Source organism: Sediminispirochaeta bajacaliforniensis DSM 16054 (assembly GCF_000378205.1).
GTDB lineage: Bacteria > Spirochaetota > Spirochaetia > DSM-16054 > Sediminispirochaetaceae > Sediminispirochaeta > Sediminispirochaeta bajacaliforniensis.
This window is the reverse complement of sequence record NZ_KB899406.1, coordinates 273,040-289,212: the sequence shown is the minus strand read 5'-3', so window position 1 is coordinate 289,212 and position 16,173 is coordinate 273,040. Positions and strand designations below refer to the sequence as shown.

The following is a 16,173-nucleotide window of genomic DNA, read 5'->3' as shown; positions in this document are numbered from 1 at the left end:
TCATTAGTATCTCTTTAGTGTAGCGAAGAAGGAATGTTTACAAAAGCATCAGCCGCAGCGGAATTTCCCTCTTCTGCGACATTATTCTTGCATGTAAAGAGAGGGCCCACTATAGTGCAGAAAGAGTATGATCCAGTTTGAGCATATTGCGAAAGAGCTTGCCGACTGGACGGCAGGACATGCGGAAGTCCTGGCCATCATCGGGGCTGTTTCGGCATTCATGTTTATCGTAACGCTTGCAATTTTGCCGCTTGTTATTCTTGCCATTCCCGAAGACTACTTTGTGAAGGAACAACAGAGCGTCTGGGGCTTCGGCTTACGGCACCCTTTGCTGAGGACTTTGCTTGTGATCGGAAAGAATATTATCGGGATCGTTCTTTTTATGGCCGGATTCATCATGCTTTTTATTCCCGGTCAGGGCCTGCTGACCATTCTCATCGCCATTACCCTGCTTAACTTTCCCGGTAAGAGGAATCTCGAATTACGGCTGATGAAAAAGCCTAAGATCGCAAAGGGCGTGGGATGGATACGAAAGAAGAAGGGGAAAAAGCCGATCATCCTTCCCTGATCGCAAAATCATTTTTAAGGCAACGGCAAAGGGCCTCCATGTCCGCCCCTTCCTTTTCTAGTCCGCTTTCCATGAGTATATCATCGCGGTTCGCCTCGAACCAACGGTACAAGCGATCGGCTGCAGCCCTTTGCGTCGGGGCTTTTGCGGCAATCCGAACCAGGGCCATCACCTCGGCCTCATCCATGATCGAGCGTGCATTACCAACCTGAAGGAACAAATGGCCCCTTTTCCCCGCACGATCGAAAAAAACCCGATGAGCCCGCTTAGGCCGATTCTTTCCCTCCCCGTTCGGGGATGCAGCCTCAGGGCTTTCTGCCTCGGCAAGAGCCATTCGTTCATTAAGCTCGTCGACCTTTTCATTATGAACCAGGACCGCAGCCTGCCGCAGAAGGAAGGAAAGGTTCTCTTCCGAAAGCTCTCCGAGAAGGCCATCTATCTCTTCGATGAGGTGCTCACGCCGCCCGTTTTCTTTTCGTCCCATAGTCCAAAGATAGCACGAGGCTCTTCTATTTTCCGTCTTCCTCGTAGCCGGAGTAGACCGCAGAGGCACAGAGGGTAAGGAATTTCGTCATGTCGCCGTCGCTTCGGCTGGTGATGATCAGGGGAACGGTGGCACCAAGTACGATGTTGGCAACATCCGCCGACATGGTCATGGCCCATGCCTTATACAGGAAGTTTCCTCCGGAGATGTGCGGTACGATCAGGATATCGGCCTTTCCTGCAACCGGATTATCCTCTATTCCCTTGTGACGCGCCGAATCCTCATAGAGGGCAAGATCATAGGAAAGCGGGCCGTAGACCGTTGCGTTCGGCCATTCCATTGCCGAAAGCTCCTGGGCAAACATGGTGGTGGGTAGCTTCTTGCTGGGAAGTTCATTTGCATCGAGAATGGCCACCTTCGGTTTTGCAACCCCAAGGGCCCGGGCCACATCGATGCCGTTCAAGATGATGTCACGGCTTGTGACGAGGTCGTCGCCGGTGGTGAGGGCGGTATTGATCCCCGGATCCGTGAGGAAGATAAGCCGATTCAGTTTTGGAAGCTCGAAAATACTTACCAGGGAAAGCCTTCTGCCGCTTCCGATTCCCGACTGCTTATCAAGTACCCCTTTCATGAAGATGGCGGTGTTGATATTCCCCTTCATCAGCATATGGCCACGTCCTTCGCGGATCAGGGCCACACCACGATCGGCACAACGGCGCTGATAGGCGGTTTGGGCCGGGTCCGCATCATCCCCTGCCTCCTTCTCCACCGGAACGATCTCATAGCGATTTGCATAGCGCCGGTATGCCTCAGGGAAGGTACCGGGATCCCCTACCAGGAGGGCATCCTCCACGACACGCTCCTCCATGGCCCGGTTCACCGCTTCAATGGCGGTATCATTGGGAAGAACAACGACAACACTCCGGCCTCCGAGGTGGCGGGCGGCTTCAATTAATTCCGTCATCTTTCGGCTTCGTGTAAGATGCCGCATGCTGGCGGCATTGTAGACAGCCACCATCACCTTGGCCCGATCTCCCACAGAGGAGAGGGCATGCGGAAGGGAAGAATCAAAATAGATCGAGTCCCCGACATTGAGAAGGTGCTCTCTGCCGTCGACAATGATCTTCAGCTTTCCCTCCATGACATAGTGGAACTCCTCCCCCTCGTGTGAGGAATATTCAAGCGTATCGGGTTCATTGGGGTAGACATCTACAAGAAAGGGTTCAATGTGCTTACCGGCATAGGAAGGAGCAAGACTTTCATAATCAAACTGCCTCCGCCGTTCCACCTTGACCCGTTCCTCACGGCTGGTGACCATCACCGACCGTGCATCAAAGGCCTTGCCGTATATCAGGGTAGAAATATCTGTTTCCAGGGCCGATGCAATCTTGAGAAGGATGGAAACCGACGGCTCATACGCCTCATCCTCCATCCGTTCGATCAGCGCCAGAGGCTCTTCGATGCTATCGGCCAGCTCCTCTCGACTGATATCCGCCTTCTCCCGAAGAGAACGGAGATGTTTTCCCGTATACACACACATCCTCCTTATACTTTTCTCCATGATAGCCTTGTATCCGGCTCCCATGTCAATAAGTCAAAAGGGGTTCTCCTTCACAGACATGCCTGGCTGCAGCCTGGGCAAGGGCAAGCATCTCCCGTTCTCCCTCAATAATCTTCACCGGGGCGATCCAGCTGCAACGCTCCGTGATCCAATCGGACAGGGGCGGATGGGGAAGCCCCCCGGTGAGGACAACCGCATCGACCTTTCCCTTCAGGGCCGTAGCCATCGCCCCGATCTCCTTGGAAATCTGGTATGCCATGGCCTTGTATACACTTTCGGCCCTCTGATCTCCGGCCGCAATACGCTTACACACCTCACGTCCGTCGGGGGTCCCGAGGTAGGCGAAAAGGCCGCCGCGCTGAACCATCGCCCGCTTCATCTCATCGGCAGATGAAAATTCACTGCTGAAGGCAAGGTCGATTACCCCGCAAAGGGGAAGGGTTCCGGTTCTTTGCGGAGAAAAAGGCCCTTCCTCGTTGGCATTGTTTACATCGATCATTCTCCCCTTTCTCATCGGGGTAACCGAAATCCCGCCGCCGAGATGGGCTATGATAAAATTAAAATCACCAGCGCTCCCCCCCAGCTCTCTGGCGGACTCTCGGGCAACAGAGCGGATATTAAGGGCGTGAATCATGCTCTTTCGGGGAATGGAAGGCCAGCCGGAATAGCGGGCTTCCTCTTCAAATTGATCGACACCAACGGGATCGGCAATGAGCGAAGGCACGCCAAAACGCTCGCCGAAACGACGGGCAAGGACGGCACCGAGATTTGATGCATGGATTCCAAAACGATGGTGGGAAAGATCATCGATCAGTGTATCGGAAACCGCATAGCTCCCCGCCTCCAGGGGACGGGTCAGCCCTCCTCTTCCGGCCACAGCATCGACATGCTCTATGGCAGCGGAGCTCAATACACCGGCGATGGCATCCTCACGCAGCTGTAATTGCTCCATGGGATCGGAAAAACGCCTGACAACGTCGTCCTCCACAGGAAGGCTTTTGGATGCAAGTTCCTCTAACTGCCAGGAATTTTCACCCTGAAAAAGAGCAATTTTCGTACTCGTCGAACCGGGATTGATGATAAGAAAGCGACTCATGCACGCGTCCCCTTACCGCAGGAAAGGGCCAGTATCATCGAAAGAAATTTTTCTCTGACCGTATCGCTTCGGGAAAGCAGGACAATGGGATAGCTTGCACCCAGAATGATCCCGCCGCCCTGAAATCCGCCAAGGTAAAGAAGGCTCTTCCCGAGATGGTTTCCAGCCGCAATATCGTGGGTAAGGAGGATATCGGCATCCCCTTGTATCGCCCCCTGATACCCCTTTAATGCGGCAGCCCGGGGGACAACCGCCAGATCGAGGGCCATGGGACCATCTACGATACAACCGCTTATAGCCCCAGCCTGGTATCGCTCCTTGAGCTGGACAGCATCAAGGGTTTCAGGCATCTTGGAATTGACCTTTTCATTGGCAGCCAACACCGCAACTTTTGGGTTTGCTAGCCCAAGGCGGTGGAAAAGCTCCACGACCGAGTTGAGAATCGTCTGTTTTGCCTCAATGTCGGGGCGGATATTCATACCGCCGTCGGTGATGCCAAGCATCCGGCCTTCGGGACTTTCCACCACTAAGGCATGAGAAAGAAGCTGTCCTTTGGGGAACAAGCTTTTTTCCGTAACAACGGCGTGTAACAGGGTTGGGGTGGAAACTTTGCCCTTCATCAAAAGCGCAGCCTTTCCCTCTTTGATGGCAGCAACGGACCGTGCGGCGACATCTTCTTCGCTTCCAGCCGAAATGACCGCTACAGGATCGATTCCGTAGCGTTCTGCCAAGACCGTTGCCGTCTCTAATTCTCCCACAAGGACGAACCGGGCCAGCCCCTTTTGTTCTACCCTTTCAAGGGCCTGGAACAGCTCATCTCCCTCGGCCCCCGCTACGGCGATCGTTTGCGGCAGCCCACCCTTCAACTGCGCCTCGAGTTGGGCAAAGCTCATCCACTCCTCCTTCTACTACCGGCCTCGGCAAAATTCCTGCCAAGGGAAAGGGCCTTTAGATTGGTTTCGATAATAAGCTCCCCTTTGCTTGCAAAGCGTTCCCGGACCGCTTCTTCCATTGTAGAAAATTCAATTGGTAAATGAAATGATGCCGCACCAACAAGGACCATGTTTGCACTTCGCGCACTCCCTGCGGTAAGCGCCAATGCATCTGCCGGAATCGTCAGGGCCCGTCCGAAGGATGAAATAGATGAAAAGATGGCTTGCTTTTCCGGATAGTCAGGTATATTGATCTCGCAGTGGTCGGAAGTAACGACACTCCCCTTTTCGGAAAGGAAATCAACGTAGCGAAGACTTTCCAGGGGTTCCATGCTGAGGATCATATCCGCCCGCCCTTTCGCAATAAGGTCCCCGGGAATCGGGCCATCGGAAATACGCAGATCGGCCTCCACCGCACCACCACGCTGGGCCATGCCGTGGACCTCGGACTGACGAACTTCCAAGCCCGACATCATTGCCGCCCGGGCAATAATAGCGGCAACGGAAAGAACCCCCTGCCCCCCTACTCCACAGAGAATAATATCATACTTCATGCCTTTGCCTCCTTTGTATGCTTCCGCTTTGCGGTCTGGATACACTCGCGAAATGCAAAAACAACCGAAACCCCTTTGTATTCGATCTCCCTGCGAAGCAGATCGCTGTTTTCCTCGTGCTTTGTCGGAAGGGGTACCATCTCCACACAATGTTCCGGCTCAACCCCCAGGCCGAGAACAACCTTGCGTATGCCCTTCGATTCGAAAATCGTATCCTGGCCACCAGTCATAGCGGTGGTGGAGTTATCCAGAATAAGAATCGTGATCGGGACCGATGAGCTCACGGCATCCGCAAGACCGGTAAGGCCGGAATGCATGAAGGTACTGTCGCCGATGACCGCAACCACAGGATACATACCAGCCTGGGCGGCTCCTCGCGCCATGGTGATACTCGCTCCCATGCATAGTCCTGTCTCAATTGCTTCAAAAGGGGGTAGATAGCCGAGGGTGTAACAGCCGATATCTCCGGTGACGAGATGATTCTCATAAGTTTCGAGGGCCGTATTCAGGGCCTTGAAGGTATCCCGGTGAGGGCAGCCCTTACATAACTGAGGAGGCCTGCCGGGAAGCGGGGCAAGGTTCCTGTGGCCATCTTCCACCTTGGAAGATGGTTCCGGAAGCTTTAGGGCGGTGCGGACGATATCCGGGTTTAATTCTCCTGAAGGAGGAAGGCTGCCATCCAATTTGCCGCTAACGGTGACAGAAACGGGAAGAATACCTCGTAACAAACGTTCTATGAAGGGATAGCCTTCCTCTATGCAAAGAATGCGTTTGCTGCCAGCGGCAAGAGTTCTGATTTTCTCCTCGGGCAGGGGATAAAAATTGACATGCAGGACTGAAGGCGAAAAACCGAGGTCCTCAGCATTCTCTTCAAAATAGTTGTGGCCAAGCCCACTGGTGATCACCGAAAAGGGGGCATCCGTATCCCCCGGCTTCAAAGGGTTTACCGTTTCCGACTCGGCGTAGGCCCGCAGCCGCTTATACAGCTCGAGATGCTCGGCATAGCGCTTTCTGCTGGTGGCAGGCAAGGTGATAAAATCATCCTTTCCGGTAAATTTCACCATGGGATTGGCGTCGCGGGAAGGATTCGGTCTGACGATTGCCCTGGAGTGGGAAAGACGTGTCACCAGGCGAAGCAACACCGGTACATGAAAACGCTCCGAAAGATCAAAGGCGGCACGAGTCATCTCATAAGCCTCCTGCTGATTGTGGGGCTCAAAGCAGGGGAGCTTGGCAAAATCAGCATAAAAGCGGCTGTCCTGTTCATTCTGGGAGCTGTGCATTCCAGGATCATCTGCTACTGCCAGAACCACCCCCCCTTTGATATTCATGATCGCCGAATTCATAAAAGGGTCGGCGGCGACATTGAGGCCTACGTGTTTCATGGTCACAAGGACCCGACGATTCATCGCCGAAGCTCCCACGGCAGCCTCGTACGCGGTCTTTTCATTCGAGCACCACTGGGCCCTGACCCCGCTTTTCGGTTCGATGACCTGCTGCATATATTCGATGATTTCCGTCGAAGGGGTGCCGGGATAGCCATAGGCAAGGCTCACGCCTGCGTGCAAGGCCCCAAGAGCAACCGCCTCATTCCCCAACAAGACATATCCATCCATATAGATCTCCCTCATATGGTTCCCACCGGTCTATATCACCTTTCTACCATAGAATATACTGTTTTTCAACAATATATTCTAATAATATTCGATGTATTACTTATTATACCGAATTATATACGAACAACAAGCTAATAGGAAGACTATACAAAGCAAAGTTATGAGGCTATAGTGAAGAACATGCAACTGGACGATACAAACCTAAAAATTCTCAGAATCCTTCAGGATGATGCATCACTGACAAATCAGGAACTTTCCACCCGAATCGGCCTTTCTCCTGCAACAACCCTTGAACGAGTCAAGAAACTCGAACAAGCCGGGATCATCCGAAAATACGCAGCACTTGTTGATGAGAAAAAGCTGAACAAACACATAAAGGCCTACATATTCATCACCATGAAAGAACATAGCAATCAGAGCCTCATCGAATTCAATAAGCGGATTAAAGATCTCCCGGAGGTACTCGAGTGCTGCCGCCTTGCCGGCGAGAAGGATTACATCCTCAAGGTCGTCGTCGATAATATCGAGGATTTCGAACTCTTTACCCGCACCCGTCTCACCACGATTCCCGGAATCGACAAGACCAGTTCGAGCATTGTCCTGGCCAGCATTGTCGACCGAACCGATATACCGCTGTAGCATACGATGCTCTAACAGAAGGTGCGGAAAAGCAAAACACAAACATGTTGACGCCGTTTACCAAAAGGCATACGATACACTCCAGTATGCTTAAAAAATATATTAATAAACTGAGTTTTTCCCAATTCGGTTACCTCTAATACACCGAAAAAAACTCTCTTAACATTTGCAACCCACTCATCACTTTACCGCAGCTTTTGCATAAGCAGAAAGTGGTGCAGGGTATCTAAACTCTTTGGAAGGAGGATTGATGATGTGCTGGAGACTTTTTAAGAATATCACGGCACTGCTGGTCGTGTTTCTGTTAGTCGGCTTCACGATGTCCTGCAATCTTTTTGGGAGTAGTGATAACGATGATGATGGGGGAGGTGGAAACGGTGGGGGATCATCCGAGTTAATCACCATAACCAACCCCGCGGCCGGAGCAGTGGTTACCACGCAAACCTTCACGATAAGCGGAACCTGGAGCGGCACAACGCCCGCTTCAATTGGTGTTTCCTTCGCAGGCCAGAGCGAGAAATCGGCAAGCCTCAATACAACTGCAAAAACCTGGACGGTAAGCATAACTGCCGGCACTTCAATAACCCAGGGAAATAAGCTGATCTCTGCGACTTCCTACGACAGCGCTGATGACGATATCGAGACGGCAAGTGTCCTGATTAATTACGCCTACAGCGGTGCTCCTATCGGATATACCGTTACCATTTCCACTATCAGCGGAAGCGGTATCACATCAGGATATCTCTACGCCTATTTGAGTGAAAGCGAAAATGGTGAGCCGGCCTACCTTTCCGACGGGTTAAACATTGCTTCTGCCACATCATGGCCAAAATCAGTAGCTATCGAAAGCGTTGGCGCGGGAACCTATTATGTGGGCGCGGCGGTCCTGGATGAAAATGATCCAAACAGCACCATGCTGTACATAGGCAGCGGGGGAACCAATACTATTTCGGTAGGCTCAAGTGATGCTACATTTAGCAACATTATTACCCTGCAGGACGATGATATACGCCTGGCCTCCCTGACTTTGACAGATGCCGACGGCAGATCCATCCCCCTCTCTCCCTCTTTCAGCTCAGATGAGGATGAATATACAGCCACGGTAGGTTTCGATGAAGGGACAAGTGTCACCGTAAACCCAACAGCAAGCAGCAGTAAGGCGAGTATCTCCTATACTCCCAGCAAAACCGTAGCCCTATCCGTGGGATCGGCAACAGAAATTATGGTCACGGTAGAAGCCGAATCTGGAAACGATGATGACTACACCATTACCGTCACCCGAGAAGCCGACGATCGCAACGGAATCTACAAATGCAGCGGCTATGATGAAGATGAAGGAGATTACACCGAGACATATGTGTTTACTAACGGTTCATACACGTATACTTACGATGCGGAAGGGACTGAAAACGATGACACAGACTCGGGTACCTATTCGGCATCAAACGGCGTTCTGACATTGAGCGATTTCGGCGACCTCTACGATCTGTTTGAAGACGGCAGCTTCTATCCCTATGCCTGTAAACGGACCAGTAGTGAGACAAGTGGAATCATCGGGACCTGGAAAAGCCTTGCCGAAGATGATGGAGACTATGAGGTCCTTACCATACAAAGCAATGGTAGCTTCACTCACGACGCCCATGATGGCGGGAGTACCGAACCAACGAACACTATGAGTGGCACTTACTCAGTCTCAAACGGTGTCCTTACACTGACAATAGGAAGTACTGTAGGTTATACGAAGTACGTCCTGCTCTCCTCGGATGGCTATTTGTCCATTGGTGATCTTGTGAGCAACAGCAGCAAGGTCAACAACGGAGGTTATGCAAAGCAGTAGCCCTACAGGCATCTTCCCCGAACGGTCATCAACCTTTTCGGGGAAGAGCCTCTTGACCCTTTTCGTTTATTTCGGTATCTTATCTTTATTAACGACGCAGGGTAGAGCAGTTGGCAGCTCGTCGGGCTCATAACCCGGAGGTCACAGGTTCGAGTCCTGTCCCTGCTAAACGTTCCATATTTATTGGTACGAAGTAGCTAAAAGCTACCGAAGGGCCGGTGTTTTTATCAATCTCCTGTAACAGGATTTGATATGAGCAACCGGCTTTTTTATTTGCATCGCAGAAACCCTTCCGGCCTCCCTGATGTAAGATGACAAGCGGGTACGCCTCACAAATCTGTTGGATTGGTGGTAACCGTCAAAACTACAGGCCCTTGAACGCCACGTTCCTGATTGCCTCCCGGTCACAGTTCCAGGGGAGCAGCGTTTCGTAGTCGAAGTCTACAGCCTTTTCGGCGTATTGATCGAAAATCCAATACAAGTAGCCATATGGATTCAGGTCATTGGCTTTCGCAGTCTCGATCAGCGAGTAGAAGAGACTGCTGGCTTTGGCTCCGTTGGGCGATCCTGAGAACAGCCAGTTCTTCCGACCCACAACGAAAGGCTTGATGGATTGTTCAGCAGCATTGTTATCCGGTGTCAGATAGGGAGATTCCAAAAAGCGAATGATCTTGTTCCACTGTCCCAGGGTATAGGCAACAGCTTTCTCTGGTTCAAGAACTCATCCTCATCCAGATCCTGATCTCTCAGGTTACTTTCAACCCGATAGATGTCCTTGATCTTCTTAACCGCAATCTGGGCGCTTCCAGCCTTCTTCGATGCCTTAGCGGCTTCTACAAACTTCCGGCGGGCATGAGCCAGACAGCCAACATGAACGATATCTTCATTGCCGTCTATCGCCGTTTCATAGGCCTGGTAGCCGTCAGTCTGGAGATAGCCTGAATAGCCTTCCAAACATGCCTTGGCATGCCGAGAACTTCTGGTTTCGTGGTATTCGTAGATCACAAGAGGCGATTCCGGCGGTCCTCCCCGGGCCAGCCACATATAGGATTTTGAGGTGTCGGGCCGGTTCTCTTCTCCCAGGACCTGGACCGTTGTTTCATCCATCTGGATAACTGATCCTTCTTTGATTTTTTCCTTGAACATTTCCATCAGGAACTGAAGGACGTCGTAGACCTTGTTCGTCCAATTCGACATATCTTGCCGGCTGATATGGGCGCCGATACGTTCAAAGCGTTTCTCCTGCCTGTAAAACGGCAAATGATCACAGAACTTATTCACCAGGATAAAGGCCAGAAGACCTGAAGTAACGATGCTGCCAGGGAGAATAGAAGGAGGAGCCGGGGCAATACGAAAAACAGGTTTCTCTTCATCTCCGGAACCTTCACAGTTCTTACAGGCATACTTGAGACGGATATGACGTTCCACATAAATCTGTTCGGGTATATGTTTTAGCCTTTCGCTGATGACCTCATCTACCTTTACAAGCTTGTAACCGCAGCCACAGAGCTTTTCTTCCTCGGGGATATCATGGATGATGTCTTCCCGGGGGATGCTGGGATCTAAGGGCTTACGGCCTGCTTTGGTTCTTCTATGAGCCGGTACGGTTATCTGATCTTCTATACCGGACTCATCTTCAGCAGGGCATCCTCTTCGAACAGCTCTTTCTGACAGGGAGCAATCCTCTCACTGGAACGGCCATATTTACGGTGAAGGGCAAGGCGGAGCTCTTCTGTAAGATGCTCGATTTGACCGGACATACTCTGTATGAGCTCAAGTGCTTTCTCCGGTGATTTCTGAATCTCCGCCAAGTCCATGTTGGAATTCTATCATCTTTGAATTTCAGTGGGAAGATGGTTTAAGCAATCTCTTCATAGCTGAGCCTCTGGTGGGCATGCCAGAAGTCGATCCCATCAAGAAGCATCTTCAGCTGTTCTTGAGATATTTCTCTGGCCTGAACTTCGGTATAGGGCCAGGGGTACTTTCCCTTCTCAAGACGCTTCTGCCAAAGACAGAAGCCATTCCGGTCCCAATAGATGCATTTAATCAGCTTCCTATCTCTGCTGCAGAACAGGAACAGGCTGCCGGAACCGGGAGCAAGCTCCATCTCCTCCTCTGTGATGATGGATAGGCCGTTTACCTGCTTCCGCATATCGGTGACGCCGGGACGAACATAAATCTGGAGGATGGAAAGATCTGGGATCATGGTAACACCCCGTCAAGGTCGGCAACCAGGCGCCAAAGCGTATCTGAGTTGTAGTTTGCTGGAATGTTGATTTTATGTCCTGAAGGATATTCGATAGAGATCGAAAAGGGCTGAGATGGTTTTAAAACCTCCGGAAGCTTTACAAGGCTGTTTCTGTTTACCTTTTCACATTCCCTGAATCTTTCTACCCAGATATCTTTTCTTTCCATGCTTTAATTCTCCTTGTGGAAATTGTGCAAGGAATATCGGGATTTTTGTAGGGCCTGTAGTTTTGACGCTTACACAAGGATCTTGAAAGGAAGAAGGGGCCAAGTCCTTAAAGGGAGACCTTTCAGGTTACTTCTCCCGGCACATTAACAAGGAAGATATACTGGTTTACACCTACAATGATGATTCCATCACCATCCTTCATTCCCCACTCTGTTATTGTGTTTTCTTGAACCATTCCTACAACTTTTCTCCCCGATCCGGGACCTACGTAAGTGCCGGGATCACAGTATGTGGTTTTCAGGTATTTTCCGTGTAGTTTCCAGGTAGTTTTCGGATTTCCCTTGGGTTCCATTTTCTTTTTCATAGCGGTATTTTCTAACCAACATTGATTTAGATAATTTTTTATGGATATACACATGCACTTTCCTAATATGAAACGTAATTTATGCGAATCAGATTTACTGTATAATTTATTTCTGCATAATCCTTTAGCATGTGTACTACTCTCTTCCGCCGGAAAAATTCTTGCCATCAACATCAAGGCATCTGAAGAACTTGGGTACGGCCTCAACGAAATGACCGGTACACCCTTAGAGACGGTAATTGAGAACATAGGACCTGTGCTGAACAAGGATAGCGGCATTGGATCAATAACGGAAGAGCTCACTATCAGAACTAGCGACAAGTCTCTTTATCCGGCGGAATGTACGGTAATGCAAAGCGGAAAAGATAAGATCCTGATCTTTAGGAAAAAGGTAAATCGTGTCAATCGCCTTTATGATCAACAAAAGGTTCAGCTTTCCGCCCGGCTCGGTTCCTGGGACTATGACAGGAAGGCCCGGAGTTTTGATTGGTCTGAGGAAGCATATCGAATTTTCGGAAAAGAACCGTCACAATTTATTCCAAACCATACGAATGTCATTGAGTGTGTGCATCCCGATGATAGACGCTTGGTCGAAAAGAGCTTAACCGAACCAGCGTCCCCCACTGAACTCAAATACAGGATTATCCACGGAATCACAGGGCAGGAGCGCTGGGTATACCAGAAGCATTGGTATATTGGTAATAAAAAGAAAGCCTATACCAACATGCTAACCGGGATTATCCAGGATGTTACAGAGAGTGAGACGTTACTAAAAGAATATGCGAAATTTTATCACGCCGTTAAATTTGCGAGAAATCCCTTTATTATTGCAGACAAAAAGGGGCGAATAACTTTTGTGAACCAACAGTGTGAAAAAGTCTACGGATATGATTTATCAGAGCTACAAGAACAATCGATATGGATTCTGAATAGTGAAAAAGAAGTATACCTTGATAACGGATATTCGGAAACCCAATATGACAAGCTTTTTGCAGAGATAAAAAAAGATCTGCTTCTTCCTCAAATAGGCTGCTGGGAAGGGGAATTAATAAACAAAACAAGAGATGGAAAAATACGATGGGTTCGTTCACTTATTCATACACTACGGGATAAAAAAGGGAAAATAGAAGCCTTTGTTCTCACCAGCTTTGATATCACCGAAGAGCGCAAACAAGAAGAACATGTAAGAATCGAGATTTATGATGCGATAGCAAGTGTAGCGGAACACCGTGACAACGAAACCGGAAAACATATGAAGCGTATCGGAGAATTCTCATATCTAATCGCAAAAAAGTTGGGAAAATCGAGACGCTTTTCTGATGATATTAAAATTTTTGCGCCAATGCATGATATCGGTAAAGTTGGAATAGCTGATGAAATTCTCAGGGCGCCCCGTCTATTGACAGAGGAAGAATTCGAAATCATGAAAACACACACTACCATAGGCTATGACATTTTAAAAGGACGCTCAAAGCTGGAGATGGCAGCCGAGATTGCAGAGAATCATCATGAAAAATATGACGGCACAGGATATCCAAAAGGTATTTCGGGGAAAGGAATTCCCCTTTCCGCCAGAATATGCAGCATAGTCGATGTGTACGATGCTCTCCGCAGCAAAAGGCCGTATAAAGAAGCATTTTCCGAAGAGAAGACGCTTGAAATAATTGCAAAGGGATCGGGAACACACTTCGATCCCGTTCTGGTAAAGCTGTTACTTGCCAACCGGAGCTGTTTCAATACCGTTTTTAACACACTAAAGGATTAAATATCCATGAGAGAAAGAAACATGAAAAAGAAAAAAACCAGCGTACTATTGCCGTTCTTAGCATTAACATTGACGGTCCTTGTCGTTCTCCTAATGGGAATGATTCAGTGGATTCAGGTCTCGTTCCGAAATGAGATAATCCGGAGTAAATTGACGCTGGGAGCAACAGTTACAACCGACATCGCTCGATCGATTGAAACAGTTTTCAAGAATCAAATAATGATTGCGAATATGCTCTCTTCGCAGCCGACCATCGTTGATCTTTGCCAAAACCCGGATAATCAAAATCTCTATGAAAAGGTCCTAAGGAATTTCAAGAATACATACGACAAGTCTGACGGATATGAAAATGTCTTTATTGTCAGATACGGAAGCGAATCCATCACGCTCCACTTGGATAAAGAATATTCTATTCCCAATGGAGGGATTCTCATAAGCTCTGCGGGGAATAAGGATCTCGGAGCAGGTGCCGATAAGGATTGGTCGACTGAAATAAAAAGAGGAAGCGATTTCTGCATCGGCAAGCCCTATCGCAGCTTGGTAAGTGGTGTCCCCGTCTTCGTCCTTACCGTACCTGTCAAGGCAGAGGGAGAGGTGATAGGAGCGGTGGGGCTTGCAACCAGACTTTCATTCATTACCGATCAATTTATCAGGCAAGAAGGTTTCGCAAAAGATGAATATATCTTTATGTTTGATAACGAAGGCTATCTTTTATCACACCCGGAAAACTCTTTGGTCTTAACCGAAAAAGGGCGAGAAGCCATAGAGCAAATATCAGAAAAAGCCGAAAATAAAATCTTCCAATTCAAAGAAAGGGACGAAGAGTCCCTAAATTACTATTTTGGAAGCCAGGTGAATCTCAACTCAGATAATCACACAGTGTGGTATCTATTTTATCGAGAACCCGAGCACATCATGATGGCCTCGATAAAAAAATTCATAACCTCCTCTCTTCTTATACTATTTGCATCCATACTGATAATTTCCGGCGTCATAATCACCACAACCAAACACATAATCCTCAATCCCTTAACCACAATCAAAAAAGATCTTGAGGAAATTTCGAAAGGCGGCGGTGATCTTACTGCAAAAGTACAAATCGACAAGAATAATGAGATAGGTGAAATTGCATCTGCCTTTAATGCTTTCACCGATACCCTTCTCGAAATGATAAACAAAATAAAGCATTCGGTATCGGTACACAGTACAATGCGCGATCGCCTTGCAGCCTCGACCGAAGAAACATCGGCATCGGTCAACCAGATCATGAGCAATATTAATTCCATAAAAACGATGATGGACAAACTGCTCCGCCAATCAAGTGAGGCAAGCAGCTCCACCAAGACAATCAACGATACGATTGCCGGCCTGACAGGCCTAGCAGGAACACAATCCTCTGCGGTACAGCAATCCACTGCGGCGGTTGAGGAAATGATAAGCGCCCTGAAAAATACAGCCAAGATAACAACACGACAGAAAACGATGGCAGATAATCTCATGAAAGGTGCGGAAGAAAGTAACGAGGTACTTGAAGAGACCTACAATTCAATCATAAAGGTAAACACTAATATCGATTCGATAATGGAAATGACCAGTGTTATTGACGACATATCGAGTCAGACAAACCTTCTGGCAATGAATGCCGCCATAGAAGCTGCACACGCCGGCGAGTCGGGAAAGGGCTTTGCCGTTGTCGCAGATGAGATTCGAAAGCTCGCAGAGCATTCCAGTATATCATCCAGCAGAATAACGTTGGAAGTTAAAACGATTATCGAACAAATTCAACTCGCCGCACACAACTTTGCTTCACTCAAGCAATCAATCGATGAAATTGTAAAAGATATAAAAAGTACTGCAGATGCCTTTTCCGAAATTAATACCAGTACCGTCGAGATGTCGTCCGGAAGCGATCAAATTCTGCAGGCAATGGCGTCGCTTTCCGATACCTCCGTAAAATTAACCGAAGCCGCGGAAAACATGCAGAGTCAGACGGCAGTAGTATCTGAAGATATCAGCTCGGTGCTTCAGCTAACACAATCCAGCAATTTAGCAGTTGAAGAAATTTCCGTGGGAAGCAGAGAAATCCTTACTGCAATGAACAATATAACCGATGATGTTCAGAATTTGGGCGAAACGACACGCGAGCTTTCGGAAAGGGTTAGCAATTTCAAAACGGAAGGGGGTTATGTGTAATTGTACCGGGAAAAGGAATCGATCTTCCGTTCATCTAAATTCCCAATACTATTGACAGCTCTTCTCATCCCATACAAGTTACCTTAACACATCCTCAGGATAAGGCCTCATCCTATACATGTGCGAACCTAAATCGGTTTAACTATCC

General features: G+C 48.9%; 16 protein-coding genes, 1 tRNA gene and 1 pseudogene. 7 read left to right on the top strand and 11 right to left on the bottom strand.

The genetic code is table 11. From position 1 onward, the window contains the following. The first annotated feature begins 127 nt into the window (after positions 1 to 127). Positions 128 to 568: a PGPGW domain-containing protein gene (locus tag F459_RS0101310; RefSeq protein ID WP_020610930.1), complete on the top strand. Its 441-nt coding sequence runs from the start codon at positions 128 to 130 to the stop codon at positions 566 to 568. On the opposite strand, the gene F459_RS0101305 is transcribed toward F459_RS0101310, so the two are convergent. From F459_RS0101305 to F459_RS0101280, 6 genes are read right to left on the bottom strand one after another with little or no spacing between them, the layout of a single operon-like run. After that, positions 555 to 1,052 (bottom strand): hypothetical protein, encoded by a 498-nt coding sequence (locus F459_RS0101305; RefSeq protein WP_020610929.1) that lies wholly within the window; start codon positions 1,050 to 1,052, stop codon positions 555 to 557. The two genes, F459_RS0101310 and F459_RS0101305, sit on opposite strands and share 14 nt — an antisense overlap. 25 nt (positions 1,053 to 1,077) lie before the next feature. Beyond that, positions 1,078 to 2,592, bottom strand: a complete 1,515-nt coding sequence (locus F459_RS0101300) for a phosphate acyltransferase (RefSeq protein WP_245540044.1) — start codon at positions 2,590 to 2,592, stop codon at positions 1,078 to 1,080. Positions 2,593 to 2,638: 46 nt separating this feature from the next. Beyond that, positions 2,639 to 3,709, bottom strand: a complete 1,071-nt coding sequence (buk, locus tag F459_RS0101295; RefSeq protein ID WP_020610927.1) for a butyrate kinase — start codon at positions 3,707 to 3,709, stop codon at positions 2,639 to 2,641. Next, positions 3,706 to 4,602, bottom strand: a complete 897-nt coding sequence (locus F459_RS0101290) for a phosphate acyltransferase (protein WP_020610926.1) — start codon at positions 4,600 to 4,602, stop codon at positions 3,706 to 3,708. Before F459_RS0101290 ends, buk begins: the two co-directional genes overlap by 4 nt. Beyond that, on the bottom strand, positions 4,599 to 5,195 hold the full coding sequence (locus tag F459_RS0101285) for an indolepyruvate oxidoreductase subunit beta (protein ID WP_020610925.1): 597 nt from the start codon (positions 5,193 to 5,195) through the stop codon (positions 4,599 to 4,601). The genes F459_RS0101290 and F459_RS0101285 overlap by 4 nt, the downstream gene beginning before the upstream one ends. Further along, positions 5,192 to 6,811, bottom strand: a complete 1,620-nt coding sequence (locus tag F459_RS0101280; RefSeq protein WP_026294823.1) for a thiamine pyrophosphate-dependent enzyme — start codon at positions 6,809 to 6,811, stop codon at positions 5,192 to 5,194. Before F459_RS0101280 ends, F459_RS0101285 begins: the two co-directional genes overlap by 4 nt. Positions 6,812 to 6,991: 180 nt before the next feature. Here F459_RS0101280 and F459_RS0101275 point away from each other — a divergent pair, with 180 nt between their 5' ends. From F459_RS0101275 to F459_RS0101265, 3 genes are all read left to right on the top strand, one after another. After that, entirely contained in the window at positions 6,992 to 7,450 is a 459-nt protein-coding gene (locus F459_RS0101275; protein ID WP_033301037.1) for an Lrp/AsnC family transcriptional regulator, read from the top strand. Between the two features lie 250 nt (positions 7,451 to 7,700). Then, positions 7,701 to 9,287, top strand: coding sequence for a cadherin-like beta sandwich domain-containing protein (locus tag F459_RS0101270; protein WP_020610922.1), 1,587 nt, complete (start codon positions 7,701 to 7,703; stop codon positions 9,285 to 9,287). A 95-nt stretch (positions 9,288 to 9,382) separates the two neighbouring features. Then, positions 9,383 to 9,455, top strand: a tRNA-Met gene (locus F459_RS0101265). A 196-nt stretch (positions 9,456 to 9,651) separates the two neighbouring features. Here F459_RS0101265 and F459_RS23110 read toward each other — a convergent pair. The 5 genes and pseudogenes from F459_RS23110 to F459_RS0101250 form a co-directional block, all read right to left on the bottom strand. Next, positions 9,652 to 9,882: a transposase domain-containing protein gene (locus F459_RS23110; protein ID WP_245540048.1), complete on the bottom strand. Its 231-nt coding sequence runs from the start codon at positions 9,880 to 9,882 to the stop codon at positions 9,652 to 9,654. A 9-nt stretch (positions 9,883 to 9,891) separates the two neighbouring features. Beyond that, positions 9,892 to 10,898, bottom strand: a pseudogene (gene tnpC, locus F459_RS23105) (IS66 family transposase); the annotation flags it as partial. 8 nt (positions 10,899 to 10,906) lie between these two features. Then, a complete protein-coding gene (locus tag F459_RS23100) occupies positions 10,907 to 11,104 on the bottom strand; it encodes an IS66 family transposase (RefSeq protein WP_020610920.1) in 198 nt (65 codons plus the stop codon). Between the two features lie 41 nt (positions 11,105 to 11,145). Continuing rightward, positions 11,146 to 11,493 (bottom strand): IS66 family insertion sequence element accessory protein TnpB, encoded by a 348-nt coding sequence (tnpB, locus tag F459_RS0101255; protein WP_020610919.1) that lies wholly within the window; start codon positions 11,491 to 11,493, stop codon positions 11,146 to 11,148. Next, positions 11,490 to 11,702, bottom strand: a complete 213-nt coding sequence (locus F459_RS0101250; protein WP_020610918.1) for a hypothetical protein — start codon at positions 11,700 to 11,702, stop codon at positions 11,490 to 11,492. Before F459_RS0101250 ends, tnpB begins: the two co-directional genes overlap by 4 nt. 143 nt (positions 11,703 to 11,845) lie before the next feature. Between F459_RS0101250 and F459_RS24625 the strand changes: the two genes are divergently transcribed. From F459_RS24625 to F459_RS0101235, 3 genes are all read left to right on the top strand, one after another. Continuing rightward, positions 11,846 to 12,019: a hypothetical protein gene (locus tag F459_RS24625; protein WP_081623707.1), complete on the top strand. Its 174-nt coding sequence runs from the start codon at positions 11,846 to 11,848 to the stop codon at positions 12,017 to 12,019. Between the two features lie 115 nt (positions 12,020 to 12,134). Continuing rightward, complete coding sequence (locus tag F459_RS0101240; protein ID WP_245540042.1) at positions 12,135 to 13,832, top strand: HD domain-containing phosphohydrolase; 1,698 nt, start codon at positions 12,135 to 12,137, stop codon at positions 13,830 to 13,832. Between the two features lie 21 nt (positions 13,833 to 13,853). Then, positions 13,854 to 16,025, top strand: a complete 2,172-nt coding sequence (locus tag F459_RS0101235; RefSeq protein WP_154651591.1) for a methyl-accepting chemotaxis protein — start codon at positions 13,854 to 13,856, stop codon at positions 16,023 to 16,025. Positions 16,026 to 16,173 lie beyond the last annotated feature (148 nt).